The following is a 15,130-nucleotide window of genomic DNA, read 5'->3' on the forward strand; positions in this document are numbered from 1 at the left end:
AGCCAATACTTAGCATTTCTTGAACAGAAAGGCGGTCCAGCGTGGCTATAGCTTCGCCGACTGCGTCCAAGGGGGCGCCGAAGGGGGCGTCGGCAAGCGCGCCGAAGCCCCAGCGCAAGAATTATGGGCGCGTGGCCGGGCTGATTGCTCCGGCGCTCATCGTGCTCGCCGTCATTATCGGCTACCCCATCATCCGCGCCATTGTCCTGTCCTTCCAAGGCAATAGGCAGCTCAACCCGCAAACGGGGCTTTTTGAGGAAGGCGGCTTTGCCGGGCTGGAAAATTACCTGTACTGGATTAATAACCGGTGTGTTTCCGGCACTGGTCAGATTTCTACCTGCCCGCCGGGCGTTATCGCCACGGACTTTTGGCCGGCGGTTAAGATCACGCTCTTTTTCACCATCGTTACCGTGCTGCTGGAGACCATCCTGGGCATGCTGATGGCGCTCATTATGAATGGTGAGTACCGCGGCCGCGGCTTGGTGCGCGCTGCAGTGCTTATCCCCTGGGCCATTCCTACGGCCGTCACGGCCAAGCTGTGGCAGTTCATGTTCGCCCCAGATGGCATCGTTAACTCGCTGCTTGGTGCGAACATTGCCTGGACCACGGACCCGTTTTACGCTCGCCTGGCTGTCATCATCGCGGACGTATGGAAGACAGCACCATTCATGGCGCTGCTCATCCTGGCCGGCCTGCAAATGATTCCCAAGGACGTTTACGATGCCGCTCGCGTGGACGGCGCCAACCGCATCCAGACCTTCTTCCGCATCACGCTCCCGCTGGTGCGCCCGGCGCTCATGGTGGCTGTGCTCTTCCGTACCCTGGATGCGCTGCGCATGTATGACCTACCGGTCATCATGATTTCTAGCTCCTCCAACTCCCCCACCGCGACCATTTCCCAGCTGGTGGTAGAGGATATGCGCCAAGGTAACTTCAACTCCGCCTCCGCGCTCTCCACCCTTATTTTCCTTCTCATCTTCGTCGTCGCCTTTATCCTCATCCGCTTCCTTGGCGCGGATGTCTCCGGCAGGAAGGCAGCTAAATAATGCGTAAATTCGGACACTACGCCGGCATCGTCTTCATCATGTTCTGGGGTCTGGCGCCCTTTTACTGGATGCTGGTGACTGCGCTGCGGGATCAGCGTTTCACCTTCGATACGACCCCGTGGCCCACCCACGTCACGCTGGATAATTTCCGCGATGCCTTGGCTACCGATAAGGGAAATGACTTCCTAGCCGCGCTGGGAAACTCGCTGCTTATCTCCCTGGTTACTACTGCGGTGGCCGTGCTCATCGGCGTCTTTACCGCCTATGCACTCTCCCGTTATGACTTCCCGGGCAAGGGAATCGTGACCGGCATTATCCTGGCCGCCTCGATGTTCCCGGCCATTGCCTTGGTCACCCCACTCTTCCAGCTCTTTGGCAACCTGGAATGGATTGGTACTTACCGCGCGATGATCATCCCCAATATTTCCTTCGCACTTCCGCTGACGGTTTATACGCTGCTGAGCTTCTTCCGCCAGCTGCCCTGGGAACTAGAAGAAGCAGCCCGGGTGGATGGCGCCTCGCGCTCCCAGGCCTTCCGCCTAGTGCTTCTGCCTCTTGCGGCGCCGGCGCTATTTACCACCGCGATCATCGCCTTTATCACCACCTGGAATGAGTTCATGCTGGCCAAGCAGCTGTCCACCACCGATACCGAGCCGGTGACCGTAGCCATTGCACGCTTTTCCGGCCCGTCCGCCTTCGAGTACCCCTATGCCGCCACCATGGCCGCCGGCGCGTTGGTGACCATCCCATTGGTCATCATGGTGCTCATCTTCCAGCACCGCATCGTCGCCGGCCTGACCGCTGGCGGTGTCAAGGCCTAATGCGTCGGGCCATGCTGTGGGATACCGCCTTAGGCTTCCTCGGCTTCTTTAGCCTCCTCGCGGTTATCCAAGCTGTACTCAATCTCTTCCATGACTCCCCCGCCCTATGGCCCGGCCTCCTAGCCGGCGCCCTGTGTCTCCTTACCTACCTGACCTGGCGGGCAAAAAGAAAGGACCTTTCATGAGCTGGTACCACAATGCCGTCTTCTACCAAGCCCTCGTCGGTTCCTTTAAGGCCGATGGCGATAAGGAGGTAGGCACGCTGCGCGGGGTCATCGATAAGCTGGATTACCTCCAGTGGCTCGGCGTGGACTGCCTGTGGCTCTCGCCGTTTTATGCCAGCCCCTTGCGCGATGATGGCTACGATATCGCGGACTACTACTCCATCCATCCGGATTACGGCACGATGGAGGACTTTGAAGAGCTCATTGCGCAGCTGCACCGCCGCGGCATGCGCATTATGACGGATTTGGCGCTCAATCACACCAGCTCCGATCACCCGTGGTTCCAGGCCTCCCGCACGGATCCCACCGGCCCCTATGGCGATTTCTATGTTTGGGGCGATGACCCGGAGCGCTACCCCGAAATCCGTGTCATTTTCACCGACGTGGAGACCTCCAATTGGACGTGGGATGACCAGCGCGGCCAGTACTACTTCCACCGCTTCTACTCCCACCAGCCGGATTCAAATTACGATAACCCGGCCGTGCAGGAGGAAGTGTTCAAGATCTTGTCCTTCTGGATGGACAAGGGTTTGGACGGCCTGCGCCTTGATGCCATTGCTTACCTCTTTGAACGCGATGGTGTAGGCGGCGAGTCCCTGCCGGAGACCATCGAGTTTGTGGAGAAGATTCGCTCCTTCATGGACACCCACTACCCAGATGCGGTGCTCATCGCGGAGGCCAATCAGCCTCCGGCAGAGACCATGCAGTTCTATGGCAAGGGCGAGCGCTTCCACATGGTCTTCAACTTCCCGGTTATGCCACGGTTGTACCAAGCATTGGCGCTTGGCGACGCAACCCCGGTCTACTCCGTCCTCGACGAACTGCCCCAGCTTCCGGAAGGCTGCCAATGGGGTACCTTCCTGCGCAATCACGATGAGCTCACCCTGGAGATGGTGGACGATGACGTGCGCGAGCTGATGTATGAAGCTTTCCTCCCCGATGATGAAATGCGCGCCCATGTGGGCATTGCCCGCCGGCTGATGCCGCTGATGAATGGCGATCGCCGCAAGGTGGAGCTCATGTTCTCGCTGCTGATGACCCTGCCGGGCGCACCGTTTATCTACTACGGCGATGAGATTGGCATGCTCGATGACACCACGCTCCCGGACCGCTATGCGGTGCGCACCCCAATGCAGTGGGACGATTCCGAGCACTCTGGTTTCAGCACCAACGCACCTTCCCGCCTGCCGGTTGTAGGCGGAACGTCTGTGGCCGCCCAGATTGAGGACGCTACCTCGTTGCTCAATACCGTCCGCTCTATGATCGCCCAGCGCCATGCCCACCCTGATCTCGCTACTGCACCGTGTGAGCCGATCGAGACCGGCGAAGCGGCCGTCCTTGGCTACCAGCGCGGTGATCTGCTGTGCCTGCATAACTTCGGCGATCGCTCCATCGACCTCGGACCGGTGGAGCTTGGCCCTTATGGCTACGCCTGGCTGCCAGCCTAAGCCTTAGCGCGCAGCCGCAGCCCCCTCTCCTACCGGCGCACTACGCAACCCACAGAGAAAAACGCCCCGCCGGTCCTTATGGACCGAGAGGGCGCTTAATAGTTGTGGTGGCCTAGTTCCACTCAGGCGCGTCTTCGAGGCGCAGCTCGGAGTAGCGCGCTTCTGGCACAGAAGCCGAATACGGCTTGCCCTGCGCTTCCCACTGCTGGTCAGAGTTGCAGCGCACGTCCTGACCGTCTGTGTCGAGCATGGTAAAGCCCCACACCAGCTTGCCCTGCGAATTCGCAGGAAGGGTGTACGGACCAACCACCTGGTTTAGCTTCCAGTGCTGCTCGCTGACGTAGTTGAAGCCATAGGTCTTGGTCAGTACCTTGGCCAGGTCGCCGGTGCCCTCAACGGAGCCGGAGACCTCGATGGTCTGGGTGCGAGCCTGGGTAACTGTGTGCTTAACCGGCACTTCCTCAGCGTTGCGATTGGCCACGCTCGTGGCGTCGGTCTGCTTGAACCAGCGGCGCTTTGCGGTGACGTAGGTGCCGTTTTCACCCGGCGTCGAACAATGCGTGCCTGGCTTGTAATCGTCGTTCCAGCGCTGGGGCAGCTCGAAGTCCCCACCGAAATCAGCGGCGTGGGCAACAGGAGCGGCCACCAGGCTAAGCGCCGCTAGGGCGCTAGCGATGGACGTCTTGCTCACGTTTAGCCCCAATCGTTGTTATCGCGGGTGGAGACCTCGATGTGGCGCTCCTTCGGCAGGGTGGCAGTGAAGGTGCCGCCGTTGGCCTGCCACTTGTGGTCGGAGCCGCACACGGTCTTCTGGCCCTCGAAGTCAGATACAACCCAGCCGGCGCGCAGGACGGCGGTCTTGCCCGGAGCAATGTTGTATGGGCCAACCTGCTCGCCCACCTCGTAGGACTGGCTATCGGTGTAGCTGGAGGAGAAGGTGAAGTTGATGAGATCCATTAACTTGAAGTCAACGCCGGCGGAAACATTCCAGGTCTTGGTTTTGGTTTCCTTGATAGAACGGGTAACGGGCAGCGGCTCATCGTTGTAGTTGGACACGGTCCAGGAGCCAGCGGAACCATCGAAGTAGGTGCGCTTGATGTCAACGGTCTGGCCGGTATCACCCGGGTTGGAGCAACGCTCACCAATGGTAGTCGGGTTAGCCGGGCCGAGGTCGCGCTGTGGCAGGGCGTTAGCGGCCGGAGCGAAGACGAGACCGGAAGCAACGGCGAGAGCCGCGGTGGTAGAAGCAATCTTGGACTTGAACATGGAACTTTCTCCTTGTGTAGGTGTGGTGGGGTTTAGTAGATGGTCTGGGTCGGAACCGGCAGGTCGCGGAATTCGTCCGGAGTGACGTCCTCGGTGCGGGTATTGCCGGCCTTATCGGTGATCTTGGCCTCTGCCCAGAACCCACTCGGGGCGGAGGTCTGCTTGTAGTTAGAGGTGAGGTCGTAGTTTCCGCTCTTACCGCAGTGAACCTCGCGGTAGTTGATGCGGGTCATGGTGGTGCCATACTCCACGCGCACGCGCTCGCCCGGCTTGAGATCCACGTGCTTGAGCTCGGTGCCGACCGGCATGTAGGCGCGCTTTACGGCACCGACGGACTCCAGCCAGCCCTTCGGAATATCGCCGCGGTTGCCTTGCCAGTTGGTGTACGGGGCGTGCTCGGCGCCAACGACAAAGTCAGTCACTGGGGCGAATTCGTAATCGCCCTTAGACCAGTTGAGGAAGTCGGTGGAGTAGCCAGCCTTGCGGTAGGTCGGCTTTACAGCGGTGATGTCCAGCGGGTACCAGGAGGTATCGCCAGCTTCACACTTATCGCCTTCCTTTGGCCAGGATGGATCGCGCTGCAGATCCGCGGCCGGCTGCATAATCTCATCCTTCTTCGGATCGGCGATCTTCTCTAGGCTCGGGCCGGATACGGAGGTGTAGTTACCCTCGATCGGCTTGGAGTTTGCCCCCGGAGAGCGGGAAGGAATTTCCATGGCCAGATCGGATACTGAGCCATCCGCCTTGATGATATAAGCAAAGGCGTAGCGCTCGGCCGGGCCCTTACCGCGGATGACGTTGGCACCTGGGATGTTTTCTAGGCGGTCATCATTGCAGCCTACAAACATAGAGATGAAGTCCTTTTCGATGACGCCGTACTCGACGCGGAAGGACTCACCCGGCTTCAGCTTCACTGGGCCGAAAGTTTCTTTATCGCGCCAGCCGTTGGTCATCTTCAGACCGATATCGGACTTGGCGGTGGTGTCCCAACCGGAAGGCAGCTTGGCCTTGGAATTGGCTTCAATCTCGTGATTGGTACCAGTTTCTACCTCGGCGGTGTAGGGCACTTCTTGGTTGGTGGTGTTTTTGAACTGCAGGGTGCCGTCGCTCATGTAGCGGCGGCCGGTTTCGGCAAAGCGCCATTCACGCTCAGCATTATCGCCGGCAGCGCTGCAGCTCTTGTAGAGGTTGGAAATGGGATATGCCTGCGGCATCGGGGGAACATCTCCCGCGTGTGCCACTGGCGTGAAGAGAGCCGCTACGGCGAGCGGTGCGAGCAAACGCAGTCCCTTTTTAATCACCAGAAGACCGTCCTTAATAGATCGTTAAAAATTAGGGGAAACATTCATGAAGACTCAGGCAATCATAAGGGATTACCGGACGCACATCAACAGTTGAATGAAAATCTTTCTAATGCTTTTACCTACCTTGAGGTGCGATAATGGGCACTCACCTGCCCCGCGCCGTTAAATGTTTACAGTAGGCTCCACCCCCAGATTAGGGCTCCTTGCCCTGGTGCATTCAAGGAATTCCCAGGTTTTATGCACCACCCACACTGTGGTGGCATTTGCCGCACAATCGTTTTCTTCACCGCGTCCCCGCAGCGTTCCATTCCGCATTGAGCGGGGTGCGCTAGTAGTGTGGGGGCCTATGACTGACCTGAAAACCACCGCCGGCAAGATCGAGGACCTGGACGCCAAGCTCGCCGAGTCCCGCGCGCCGCTGGGAGAAGGCGAGCCGGCCGCCCGCGCCCGCGTGACGCAGCTGCTCGATGAGGGCTCCTTCGTAGAAACGGACGCGCTGGCCCGCCACCGCTCGACCGATTTCGGTCGCGAGCATGACCGCCCCTATACCGATGGCGTGGTCACCGGTTACGGCTCTATCGACGGCCGCCGCGTGTGCGTCTTTAGCCAGGACGGCGAAATCTTCGATGGCACGATGGGTGAGGTTTATGCCGAAAAGCTCACCAAGGTATACGACCTCGCCATCAAGACCGGCGTGCCCATCATCGGCATCTATGAATCCACCGGCCCGCGTGTACAAGAGGGAATCGTCACCATGGCCGGATACGCCCGCCTCATGGCGCGTGTCTCCCAGGCTTCGGGTCTCATCCCGCAGATTTCCGTTATCGCGGGCAATACCAGCGGCATTGCAGCGTTCGCACCCACGTTTGCCGATGTCCTCATAGTCACCCAAGGCACCGCTCTCCACCAGGCCGCCAGCCACGTGGCCGGTGCGGAGCCAGAGACCTTTGGCGGCGCCGCAGCCCACGCAGAGTCCGGCACCGCTCACCTGGTGGCCAGCGACGACAAGCAGGCTTTGTCCCTCGTGCGCGACGTTTTGGCTTACTTCCCCGCCAATAACCGGGCCGAGGCGCCGCGAGTGGAAGCCGGTAGCGTCGCAGACTTTGATTTGAACGCCGTCATCCCGGATACTGCCGCGCAGGCCTATGACATGAGCGATGTCATCAAGGCTGTCGTCGATGAAGGCTCCTTCTTCGAGTTATCCGCCGAGGCCGCACAAAACATCCTTACCGGCTTTGCCTACATCGACGGCCGCGCCGTCGGCATCGTTGCCAATCAGCCACTGGCACTGGCTGGCGCCCTAGATTCCGCCGCCGCAGAAAAGGCCGCACGCTTCGTGCGTACCTGCGATGCCTTCAATACCCCCATTGTGGAATTCGTGGACTCCCCAGGCTTTGTGCCTACCCCGGAAGAAGAAAAGGCCGGCCTGCTGCGCAGGGCGTCGAAGTTTGCCTATGCGCAGGCTGAAGCGAGCGTCGGCAAGCTCACTGTGATCACCCGCAAGGCCATCGGTCCGGCCTACGTATTTATGGGCGCCAAGGACCTCGGCGCGGATTTGGTCTACGCGTGGCCCACCGCGGAAATTGCCGTCACCCAGGCCTCCCAAGCTTCCCTGGCCATCTATGGCTCGGAGGACAAGGAAGAGGAGATGGACGAGCTCTTCTTACACCCATATGCCGCAGCGGAGCGCGGGCTGGCCGATAATGTCATCGAGCCAACGGCAACCCGCCACTACCTGGTAGAAGGCCTGCGCCTGCTAGAGCGCAAGGCCGTAGCCCAGGTACCGAAGAAGCACGGAACCGTTTAGGAGGGGAAATGTCTGCACCTGAAATCAAGGTAGTCAAGGGCAATCCCACCGAGGATGAGCTCGCGGCCCTGCGCACCGTATTGGCGCAGATGAGCGCCAAGCGCTCGGGCGTTGCCGGAGAACGCAATGAATGGGGCAACCCGGCCGAGCGCTTCGAGCGCTTTGGCGCGCAGCGCGTCTACAACCCCTCCGCCTTCCATACCGTGCGGTACTTCTAATGCGGCTTATCCTTGCCTCCCAATCACCCTCGCGCGCGTCTATTCTGCGCGGCGCGGGCGTGGAGCCCGTATTGGAGCCGGCCGATATTGACGAGCGCTCCCTCGAAGCCTCGCTCGCAGGCCAACCGCCGGCCGATATCGTGGCGGCCCTCGCCACCGCCAAAGCCGAAAAGGTGGCGGAACGCTACCCCACCGAGCCCGTCATCGGCGGCGATTCCATGCTGCTGCTCGACGGCGAACTCCAAGGAAAGCCCCATACCGAGGAAGCCACCATTGAACGCTGGCACCAGCAAGCCGGCCGCACAGCCGAGCTGCTTACCGGCCACTGCCTCATCTTTGGCGATGAGCGCCATGTGGAAACGTCCACCACCACGGTGCACTTTGCTCAGGCCAGCGAGTCCGATATCGCCGCCTATGCCCACTCCGGCGAGCCTCTCCACTGCGCCGGTGCCTTCACCTTGGAAGCAATGGGCGGCTGGTTCATTGACCGCATCGAAGGCGATCCTTCCTCCGTTATCGGGCTATCGCTGCCGGTGGTGCGCCGCGCGCTCTATACCTTTGAGCTGAACGTCTCCGATTTCTGGTAGCAGCGCGCCGGCGTCGCTACAGTGGGGTGGCATGGAAATGAAAGACATGCTTGCCCCGAAACCCATTGAGCTGCCAGCCGATCCCGGCGCGGAGTCCACCTCGGATCTCGCCGCCGGCATTATTGCCCACCCCGATTCCCCGCTGCTGTGGGCGCTCCTAGCGGAGCAGGAACTCAAGGAGCAGGAAGGCTCTGAACCGTCCACTTTCATCACCGCCTACGCCTACGCGCGCACGGGTTACCACCGCAGCCTCGACCGACTGCGCGGCAATGGTTGGAAGGGTTGGGGCCCTGTCCCCTTCTCCCACGAGCCGAACCAGGGTGTCCTGCGCGCCATCGCCGCGCTCGGCCACGCCGCCAAGGCCATCGGCGAGGACGACGAGTACGACCGCATTCGCCAGATGCTTTCCGACGCCGACCCGGACTCCGTCGCCACCCTCCTCGACTAATCCTGGAGTTCCCGCATGCCTGCCATGACACCGCGCTGCCTACGCCGCTTCTCCGCCGTCGCACTACTCACCGCTGCCATGCCGCTCGCGCTGAGCGCCTGCGGTGCTCAGGAGGATTCTTCTTCCTCCCCAGAGCCGGTCTTTTCCAGCCAAGCACCTGCCGAGGATGAATCCTCCGGCGGGAACGACACGGCTTCCGCTGCAGCACCCTCCCCGTCTGAGTCCACCGACGGGGGCGATGAAACGACCACGCAGCAGCAGGAGAAGGGCAAGGACAGCGAGTGCATGGAGCTGCCCAACGACCCACGCAAGGTCTACGCCTCTGGCACGGCCCCCGGGCGCATGCCCGCCGATGACGGCAGCGATTTCAACTACTGGATCGCCGATATTGAGAACTCCTATGACCCGTGCGCCACGATTAGCTGGATCATCTTCCGCGGCTCAATGGGCGATGTGAACGGCCCGGCAGGCACCGGCGCCTCGATTGCTGATGGCATAGCCTTCTACGTCAATGGTGCTCCGGCCAAGGACATGTCCGTCTTCCACAAGGTAGAGAGCATCACCTCGGTCTCAGACACCGAGGTCGATTTCACGTGGGGAGAACGCAGCCGCTCCACTGCAGAGGGCATTACCGCCCACCACACTGTGCGCCTGCGGGCACAGGGCGATTCCCTCGAGCCGGTATCCGGCGAAGTCGAGGAATTTAACAAGATGTGGGTTGACCTTCCCAGCTATCAGCTTGGCACCTACGACTAACTTTTAGGCCGACATTTAATCGCCTATGCCGGCAATACAATGCGCCCCAGCGGAATTCGCTGGGGCGCATGTCGTTGCTCGCTCAATAGAGCAAGCGGCTCATTACAGTGCTAATCCATCTTGTCCAGGATGTCGCCGGTGTTTTGTGCAATGCGCACGTTAGCCACCATGGCTTCCAGGAATAGCCTGATGGCGACCATGATTGCGTAGTAAATGACAGTGCTCAGTACCGCTAGGAAGATGAAAGCAAAAATGCTTCCGAAGATGGCGGACGCGGAATCTTCCTGAATGCCATAAATGCCCATGCCGGTGGCGAACAAGAAGGCGCCGAGGAGGTGAAGGATCCACATGATGCCGCCAAGAATCATGGCAACCTTGTAGATTTCCTTCACGTGGGTGAGGGTCAGGAAGTGCTTGAACTCGAACTCAAAGAGTCCGCCCAATAGGCCGTCTTTCTTGCCCAAGCCTTTGAGGGTGTCACTCATCTGGCTCTTCTTATCACCGAGAGTCTGGCCGGAATCGGCAGGAGCATCGCCTGCTTGCGGGAACTGTCCGAATCCCTGGCTCGTGCCCTGCTGCTGGGTATAGCCGCCGAAAACCGGCTGATCGCTAGCGGACTGGGCGGAGCCGAATTGATCGCCGTTCGCAACAGCGTCCGACGGTGCCGGATCCGTAAATGGATTATGCGCACGGGAGGCAGCGCCCTCGCTTGGGGTGGAGGACTTCGAGGAGGCCCAGAAGTCAGAGGAGTTGCCCTCCGCGCTCGGCTGCGGGGAGGAAAGAGCACTCGAATGCCCAGACTCACCAGGCTTATCGGTGTGGCCGAAAGACTTCGTCTCCTTGGCATCGGTAGAGCCGAATTCCTTGGTCTCATTCACCTCGGAGGCACCGGTGCCTTCGGTGCTTTTCGCAGCGTCCTCGGCGTGGTGACGCGGGGTCTCGGAAAAATCGCGCGGAGAAAAATCCTTCGGAAACCCGTCGGAGTTGAAATCATTATCAGCCATAATCTGGTCCTTAGAAAATGCTTTAGGGGATGGTAGGAAAATGCCCCACGGTCACCCGTGGGGCCACTTGGCAGAATACAGCGTGCGCTAGGCGTTCGCGTCCTGAACGCGACGAATCGCCTCGGCGGCAACCTTTTCTTGGATGCCCATGTCTAGCTCGGAAGTGAAGCCAACACAGGAGCAGTTGATCTCACCGAGGACATAGGTGTCGGTGCCATCGGGGGCATCATCAAGCATGAAGTCCGCGGTCCAAATCAGCGGAACATCCTTGGTATCGCCGAGCTTCTCTGCGATAACGGGGCGAGCCTTCTTAAACATCTCGAGCAACTCCGGCCAAGATTCCGGCTTATCGTAGGTGTACTTTGCGCCGGAGAAGAGCGTGGCAGAGAAGTTGTCGCCGCCTTCCGCCGGCTTCTTGTGCACGATGAATACCGGCTCATCTCCCACGAGGAGAATACGGATTTCGCCTTCCACAATGCGCGGCATAAAGCGCATGTCCACCAGCATGCCGTTATCGCCCTCAATGTACTGGTCACAGAAGTCCATGAAGGTTCCCAGCTTGTAGTCGTGGGTCTGATTGTCTACTGCCTCGGTGCACTTCAGGGCGGTGTCGAGCGGGAGCGCGGTGCCCGGTTCTACGGACTGGGCAAGCTCCTGGTCCGCGAGGCGCACGCGCCAGATGCCCTCACCGGTGGAACCGCGGTTTTGCTTGAGCACCCGCTCACCATAAGACAGCGAGGTAGGGAAAGTATTATGCAGCTCTTCTACCTCGTAGTACGCGGCGGTATCGTCCGGCACCAGCGGGGTGTCATTGAGCTTGACCAGTGCATCTTTGGCACCGTAGGCCATCATGTCCGCCGGAGTGGACATGCCTACCAGGCCGGCATCGGCCAACTTGGTGAGCAATTCGAAATAGCCCTTCTCTCCACCGGGGATATTGCCTGGGTTCACGCGAGAGATATAAGCATCAAAGTTTTCAGAAACCTGGGCGTAGATCTCTTCCGCGTTATCTGGGTGGAAGTAGATAACCTCCGCATCCCAGCCCTGTTCCTTGATCGCGTTGACGATCGGCATGGTGTCCTTACGGTGACCATCTGCGCCTTTATCGGAGCCGCCCTCTACCTCAAATACAACGATTGCCTTGTGCACTAGCAGTTCCCTTCTTAGGTGGTGTTCATAGCACGTTGTCGCACCATATCCTGAGTTTATCCCAGCTTTTCCTCCCCCGCGCGGCCAACTGCCCCCTCTGCCTAACCCCGTCGGCCGGCGCCCCTATTTCCCCGGCCGAGCCCTGTATCGCACACCACAGGAATGATCCCCGAGTGATCACCACGGGAAAATTCGGGTTAAAGTGGTGGGAGCAAATTACTAACCCTTATAGGAAAGGCAGGCGGACAGTGGCTGACGTTGATCCCTATCCCCCATTTCAGGAATACGCACACCCCGAGCGCCTCGTGTCTGCACCGTGGCTGTCCGCACGCCTAGGCATCAAGGGCCTGCGCGTCATTGAGGTCGATGAAGACTCGCTCCTCTATGACATTGGCCATATCCCCACCGCCACCCGCATCAACTTCCGCACGGAGCTACTGAGCCCACTTACTCGCGATTTCATCGATGGCAAAGAGTTCACTGCCTTGATGCGGGACAAGGGCATCAATGCCGACGATACGATTGTCCTTTATGGCGATAAGTCCAACTGGTGGGCCGCCTACGCCCTGTGGGTATTTACCCTCTTTGGCCACAAGGATGTTCGCCTGCTCGATGGTGGCCGCAATGCCTGGATGGCCGAGGAACGCGATACTTCCTTCATGGTGCCGGACTTCCCCGAATCCGAATACCCCGAGGTAAGCCGCGATGATTCCGTCCTGCGTGCCTTCGTAGACCAGGTGCGAGAGTCCGAAGGAGCGCTCGTGGATACCCGCTCCCCAGAGGAGTTTGCGGGCGAGGCCACCGAGCACGATCCCAATGGCGATTCCGCCTACGGCACCACCATGCGCCACGGCCACATCCCCGGCGCCATCAACCTCGAATGGGACCGTTCCAACTATCCCAACTCCTGCTTCCGCTCGGCCGAGGAGCTCAAGGTTAATTACGGAATGCTGGAGCCTGAATCTGCAACGATCCTCTACTCCCACGTGGGCGCGCAGGCCGCGCACACCTGGTTTGTGTTGACGCATCTTTTGGGATTCACAAAGACGCAGGTCTACGATGGTTCGTGGTCTGAGTGGGGCAATATGGTGAAAATGCCGATTGAGCGTTAACTTTTTCGGTTTCGCCACATAAACCCATATCCGGCATGGATGTGGGTTTATTTTTGTTCAAAAATATCCCCACTCGCGTGCGTGAAAATTAACTCATGCTTTTGTGTACAAGAATAGATTGCGTATTCAACCTAATGTGTTCAGGAGGTTGCTGCCGTGGCAGTAGAAACCAAAAAGATCTCTAAGGTTCTCGTGGCGAACCGCGGTGAGATCGCCGTTCGCGTGATCCGCGCGGCCCGCGACGCTGGCATTGCCTCCGTCGCCGTCTACGCCGAGCCAGACGCCCAGGCACCTTTTGCCTCGCTTGCCGACGAAGCCTTTGCCCTCGGCGGCACCACTTCTGCCGAGTCCTACCTCGTCTTTGACAAGATTCTGGACGCCGCAGAAAAGTCCGGCGCCGATGCCATCCACCCCGGCTATGGCTTCTTGTCTGAAAACGCCGACTTTGCCCAGGCCGTCATCGACGCCGGCCTGACCTGGATTGGTCCCTCCCCCGAGTCCATTCGTGACTTGGGCGATAAGGTCACCGCGCGGCACATCGCCGAGCGCGCCGAGGCACCTATGGCCCCAGGTACCAAGGATCCGGTAGCCGGCGCCGATGAGGTGCAGTCCTTCGCCATGGAACATGGCCTGCCTGTGGCCATCAAGGCTGCCTTTGGCGGCGGCGGCCGCGGCATGAAGGTGGCGTACTCCGCAGAGGAAATCCCGGAGCTCTTTGAATCCGCCACCCGTGAGGCAACCTCCGCCTTTGGTCGCGGCGAGTGCTTCGTAGAGCGCTACCTGGATCGGGCCCGCCACGTCGAGGCCCAGGTACTAGCAGATAAGCATGGCAACGTAGTGGTCGTCGGCACGCGCGATTGCTCCCTGCAGCGCCGCTTCCAAAAGCTGGTCGAAGAAGCCCCAGCTCCTTTCCTCACTGAGGAGCAGCGCGCCTCCATCCACGAATCCGCCAAGCGCATCTGCCGCGAGGCCGGCTACTACGGCGCCGGCACCGTGGAATACCTGGTAGGCGCCGATGGCCTCATTTCCTTCCTAGAGGTCAATACCCGCCTGCAGGTGGAGCACCCAGTTTCCGAGGAAACCACCGGCCTCGATCTCGTACGCGAGCAGTTCCGTATTGCTGAGGGCCACGAGCTCTCGTTGAAGGAAGACCCCACCCCGCGTGGCCATGCCTTCGAGTTCCGCATCAACGGCGAGGATGCCGCGGCAAACTTCATGCCGGCCCCTGGCACCATCGTGAAGTACTCCGAGCCAGCGGGTCCGGGCGTGCGCGTTGATTCCGGCGTCGTCCAGGGCTCCGTCATTGGCGGCCAATTCGATTCCATGCTGGCCAAGCTCATCGTCTGGGGCCCAGACCGCGAGACCGCGCTGCGTCGCTCCGCCCGCGCCCTGTCCGAGTACACGGTGGAGGGCCTGCCCACCGTCATCCCGTTTGACCAGGCTGTCGTTGCTGACCCCGCCTTCGCTGCAGAAGACGGCAACTTCGGCGTCTACACCAAGTGGATCGAAGAGGAATGGGATAACCAGCTGCCCGCCCACGATGAGTCCACCGATGCCGAAGCCGCCGACGCAGAGCCTTCCCAGGTGCACACCGTGGAAATCGACGGCCGCCGCATCGAGGTTGCCCTCCCCGCCTCCTTCGGCGCCAACGGCACCCCACGCAAAAAGAAGAAGCGTAAGGGCTCCGGCGCCAAGGCCGCAGTGTCCGGCGATGCCGTTACCTCTCCGATGCAGGGCACGGTCATCAAGGTCAACGTCGAAGAAGGCCAAGAGGTCACCGAGGGCGAGGTTCTCCTCGTGCTCGAGGCCATGAAGATGGAAAACCCCGTCAAGGCACATAAGGCCGGAACCGTAACCGGTCTTGCCGTGGAAGCAGGCGCTTCTACCACTAAGGGCAGCGTACTGCTGGAAATCAAGTAGCCTGCCCCGCTAGCCTTGGA

At 60.2% G+C, this 15,130-nt stretch carries 16 protein-coding genes; 11 read left to right on the plus strand and 5 right to left on the minus strand.

The features are described from left to right. Positions 1-41: 41 nt before the first annotated feature. The 4 genes from LG376_RS00760 to LG376_RS00775 are packed head-to-tail and all read left to right on the plus strand — an operon-like array spanning position 42 to position 3,539. Entirely contained in the window at positions 42-1,046 is a 1,005-nt protein-coding gene (locus LG376_RS00760; protein ID WP_370633317.1) for a carbohydrate ABC transporter permease, read from the plus strand. Beyond that, positions 1,046-1,867: a carbohydrate ABC transporter permease gene (locus tag LG376_RS00765; protein ID WP_086587903.1), complete on the plus strand. Its 822-nt coding sequence runs from the start codon at positions 1,046-1,048 to the stop codon at positions 1,865-1,867. Before LG376_RS00760 ends, LG376_RS00765 begins: the two co-directional genes overlap by 1 nt. Continuing rightward, positions 1,867-2,052, plus strand: a complete 186-nt coding sequence (locus LG376_RS00770) for a hypothetical protein (protein WP_198492605.1) — start codon at positions 1,867-1,869, stop codon at positions 2,050-2,052. The genes LG376_RS00765 and LG376_RS00770 overlap by 1 nt, the downstream gene beginning before the upstream one ends. Beyond that, positions 2,049-3,539 (plus strand): alpha-amylase family protein, encoded by a 1,491-nt coding sequence (locus tag LG376_RS00775; protein ID WP_225745875.1) that lies wholly within the window; start codon positions 2,049-2,051, stop codon positions 3,537-3,539. The genes LG376_RS00770 and LG376_RS00775 overlap by 4 nt, the downstream gene beginning before the upstream one ends. Positions 3,540-3,651: 112 nt before the next feature. Here LG376_RS00775 and LG376_RS00780 read toward each other — a convergent pair whose 3' ends face one another. The 3 genes from LG376_RS00780 to LG376_RS00790 are packed head-to-tail and all read right to left on the minus strand — an operon-like array spanning position 3,652 to position 6,106. Then, positions 3,652-4,230 carry a hypothetical protein gene (locus LG376_RS00780; protein ID WP_049377988.1) on the minus strand — a complete coding sequence of 193 codons (579 nt, stop codon included), beginning with the start codon at positions 4,228-4,230 and terminating at the stop codon, positions 3,652-3,654. A 2-nt stretch (positions 4,231-4,232) separates the two neighbouring features. Beyond that, positions 4,233-4,805, minus strand: a complete 573-nt coding sequence (locus LG376_RS00785) for a hypothetical protein (RefSeq protein ID WP_225745876.1) — start codon at positions 4,803-4,805, stop codon at positions 4,233-4,235. Positions 4,806-4,837: 32 nt separating this feature from the next. Next, positions 4,838-6,106, minus strand: a complete 1,269-nt coding sequence (locus tag LG376_RS00790; protein WP_225745877.1) for a hypothetical protein — start codon at positions 6,104-6,106, stop codon at positions 4,838-4,840. A 349-nt stretch (positions 6,107-6,455) separates the two neighbouring features. On the opposite strand from LG376_RS00790, the gene LG376_RS00795 reads away from it, so the two are divergent. From LG376_RS00795 to LG376_RS00815, 5 genes are read left to right on the plus strand one after another with little or no spacing between them, the layout of a single operon-like run. Then, on the plus strand, positions 6,456-7,916 hold the full coding sequence (locus LG376_RS00795; RefSeq protein WP_225745878.1) for an acyl-CoA carboxylase subunit beta: 1,461 nt from the start codon (positions 6,456-6,458) through the stop codon (positions 7,914-7,916). Between the two features lie 8 nt (positions 7,917-7,924). Next, a complete protein-coding gene (locus tag LG376_RS00800; protein ID WP_225745879.1) occupies positions 7,925-8,134 on the plus strand; it encodes an acyl-CoA carboxylase subunit epsilon in 210 nt (69 codons plus the stop codon). Further along, positions 8,134-8,721 carry a nucleoside triphosphate pyrophosphatase gene (locus tag LG376_RS00805; RefSeq protein ID WP_225745880.1) on the plus strand — a complete coding sequence of 196 codons (588 nt, stop codon included), beginning with the start codon at positions 8,134-8,136 and terminating at the stop codon, positions 8,719-8,721. Before LG376_RS00800 ends, LG376_RS00805 begins: the two co-directional genes overlap by 1 nt. 31 nt (positions 8,722-8,752) lie before the next feature. Beyond that, positions 8,753-9,169, plus strand: coding sequence for a DUF3151 domain-containing protein (locus LG376_RS00810; protein ID WP_225745881.1), 417 nt, complete (start codon positions 8,753-8,755; stop codon positions 9,167-9,169). 15 nt (positions 9,170-9,184) lie between these two features. Next, positions 9,185-9,925, plus strand: coding sequence for a hypothetical protein (locus LG376_RS00815; RefSeq protein WP_225745882.1), 741 nt, complete (start codon positions 9,185-9,187; stop codon positions 9,923-9,925). Between the two features lie 110 nt (positions 9,926-10,035). Here LG376_RS00815 and LG376_RS00820 read toward each other — a convergent pair whose 3' ends face one another. Next, complete coding sequence (locus tag LG376_RS00820) at positions 10,036-10,929, minus strand: DUF4282 domain-containing protein (RefSeq protein WP_225745883.1); 894 nt, start codon at positions 10,927-10,929, stop codon at positions 10,036-10,038. Positions 10,930-11,016: 87 nt separating this feature from the next. Continuing rightward, positions 11,017-12,078: a Cj0069 family protein gene (locus LG376_RS00825; protein ID WP_225745884.1), complete on the minus strand. Its 1,062-nt coding sequence runs from the start codon at positions 12,076-12,078 to the stop codon at positions 11,017-11,019. A 248-nt stretch (positions 12,079-12,326) separates the two neighbouring features. On the opposite strand from LG376_RS00825, the gene LG376_RS00830 reads away from it, so the two are divergent. Beyond that, complete coding sequence (locus LG376_RS00830) at positions 12,327-13,190, plus strand: sulfurtransferase (RefSeq protein ID WP_150850515.1); 864 nt, start codon at positions 12,327-12,329, stop codon at positions 13,188-13,190. A gap of 156 nt (positions 13,191-13,346) precedes the next feature. Further along, positions 13,347-15,110: an acetyl/propionyl/methylcrotonyl-CoA carboxylase subunit alpha gene (locus LG376_RS00835; RefSeq protein WP_225745885.1), complete on the plus strand. Its 1,764-nt coding sequence runs from the start codon at positions 13,347-13,349 to the stop codon at positions 15,108-15,110. The last annotated feature ends 20 nt before the right edge of the window (positions 15,111-15,130 follow it).

It is taken from the genome of Corynebacterium sp. Marseille-P4611 (assembly GCF_916618765.1).
In the GTDB taxonomy this organism is placed as follows: domain Bacteria; phylum Actinomycetota; class Actinomycetes; order Mycobacteriales; family Mycobacteriaceae; genus Corynebacterium; species Corynebacterium marquesiae.

Coding starts and splice junctions, on each gene's coding strand:
- LG376_RS00765 (WP_086587903.1), top strand. CDS start 1,046: ATGCGTAAATTCGGACACTACGCCGGCATCGTCTTCATCATGTTCTGG.
- LG376_RS00770 (WP_198492605.1), top strand. CDS start 1,867: ATGCGTCGGGCCATGCTGTGGGATACCGCCTTAGGCTTCCTCGGCTTC.
- LG376_RS00775 (WP_225745875.1), top strand. CDS start 2,049: ATGAGCTGGTACCACAATGCCGTCTTCTACCAAGCCCTCGTCGGTTCC.
- LG376_RS00785 (WP_225745876.1), bottom strand. CDS start 4,805: ATGTTCAAGTCCAAGATTGCTTCTACCACCGCGGCTCTCGCCGTTGCT.
- LG376_RS00795 (WP_225745878.1), top strand. CDS start 6,456: ATGACTGACCTGAAAACCACCGCCGGCAAGATCGAGGACCTGGACGCC.
- LG376_RS00800 (WP_225745879.1), top strand. CDS start 7,925: ATGTCTGCACCTGAAATCAAGGTAGTCAAGGGCAATCCCACCGAGGAT.
- LG376_RS00805 (WP_225745880.1), top strand. CDS start 8,134: ATGCGGCTTATCCTTGCCTCCCAATCACCCTCGCGCGCGTCTATTCTG.
- LG376_RS00810 (WP_225745881.1), top strand. CDS start 8,753: ATGGAAATGAAAGACATGCTTGCCCCGAAACCCATTGAGCTGCCAGCC.
- LG376_RS00815 (WP_225745882.1), top strand. CDS start 9,185: ATGCCTGCCATGACACCGCGCTGCCTACGCCGCTTCTCCGCCGTCGCA.
- LG376_RS00820 (WP_225745883.1), bottom strand. CDS start 10,929: ATGGCTGATAATGATTTCAACTCCGACGGGTTTCCGAAGGATTTTTCT.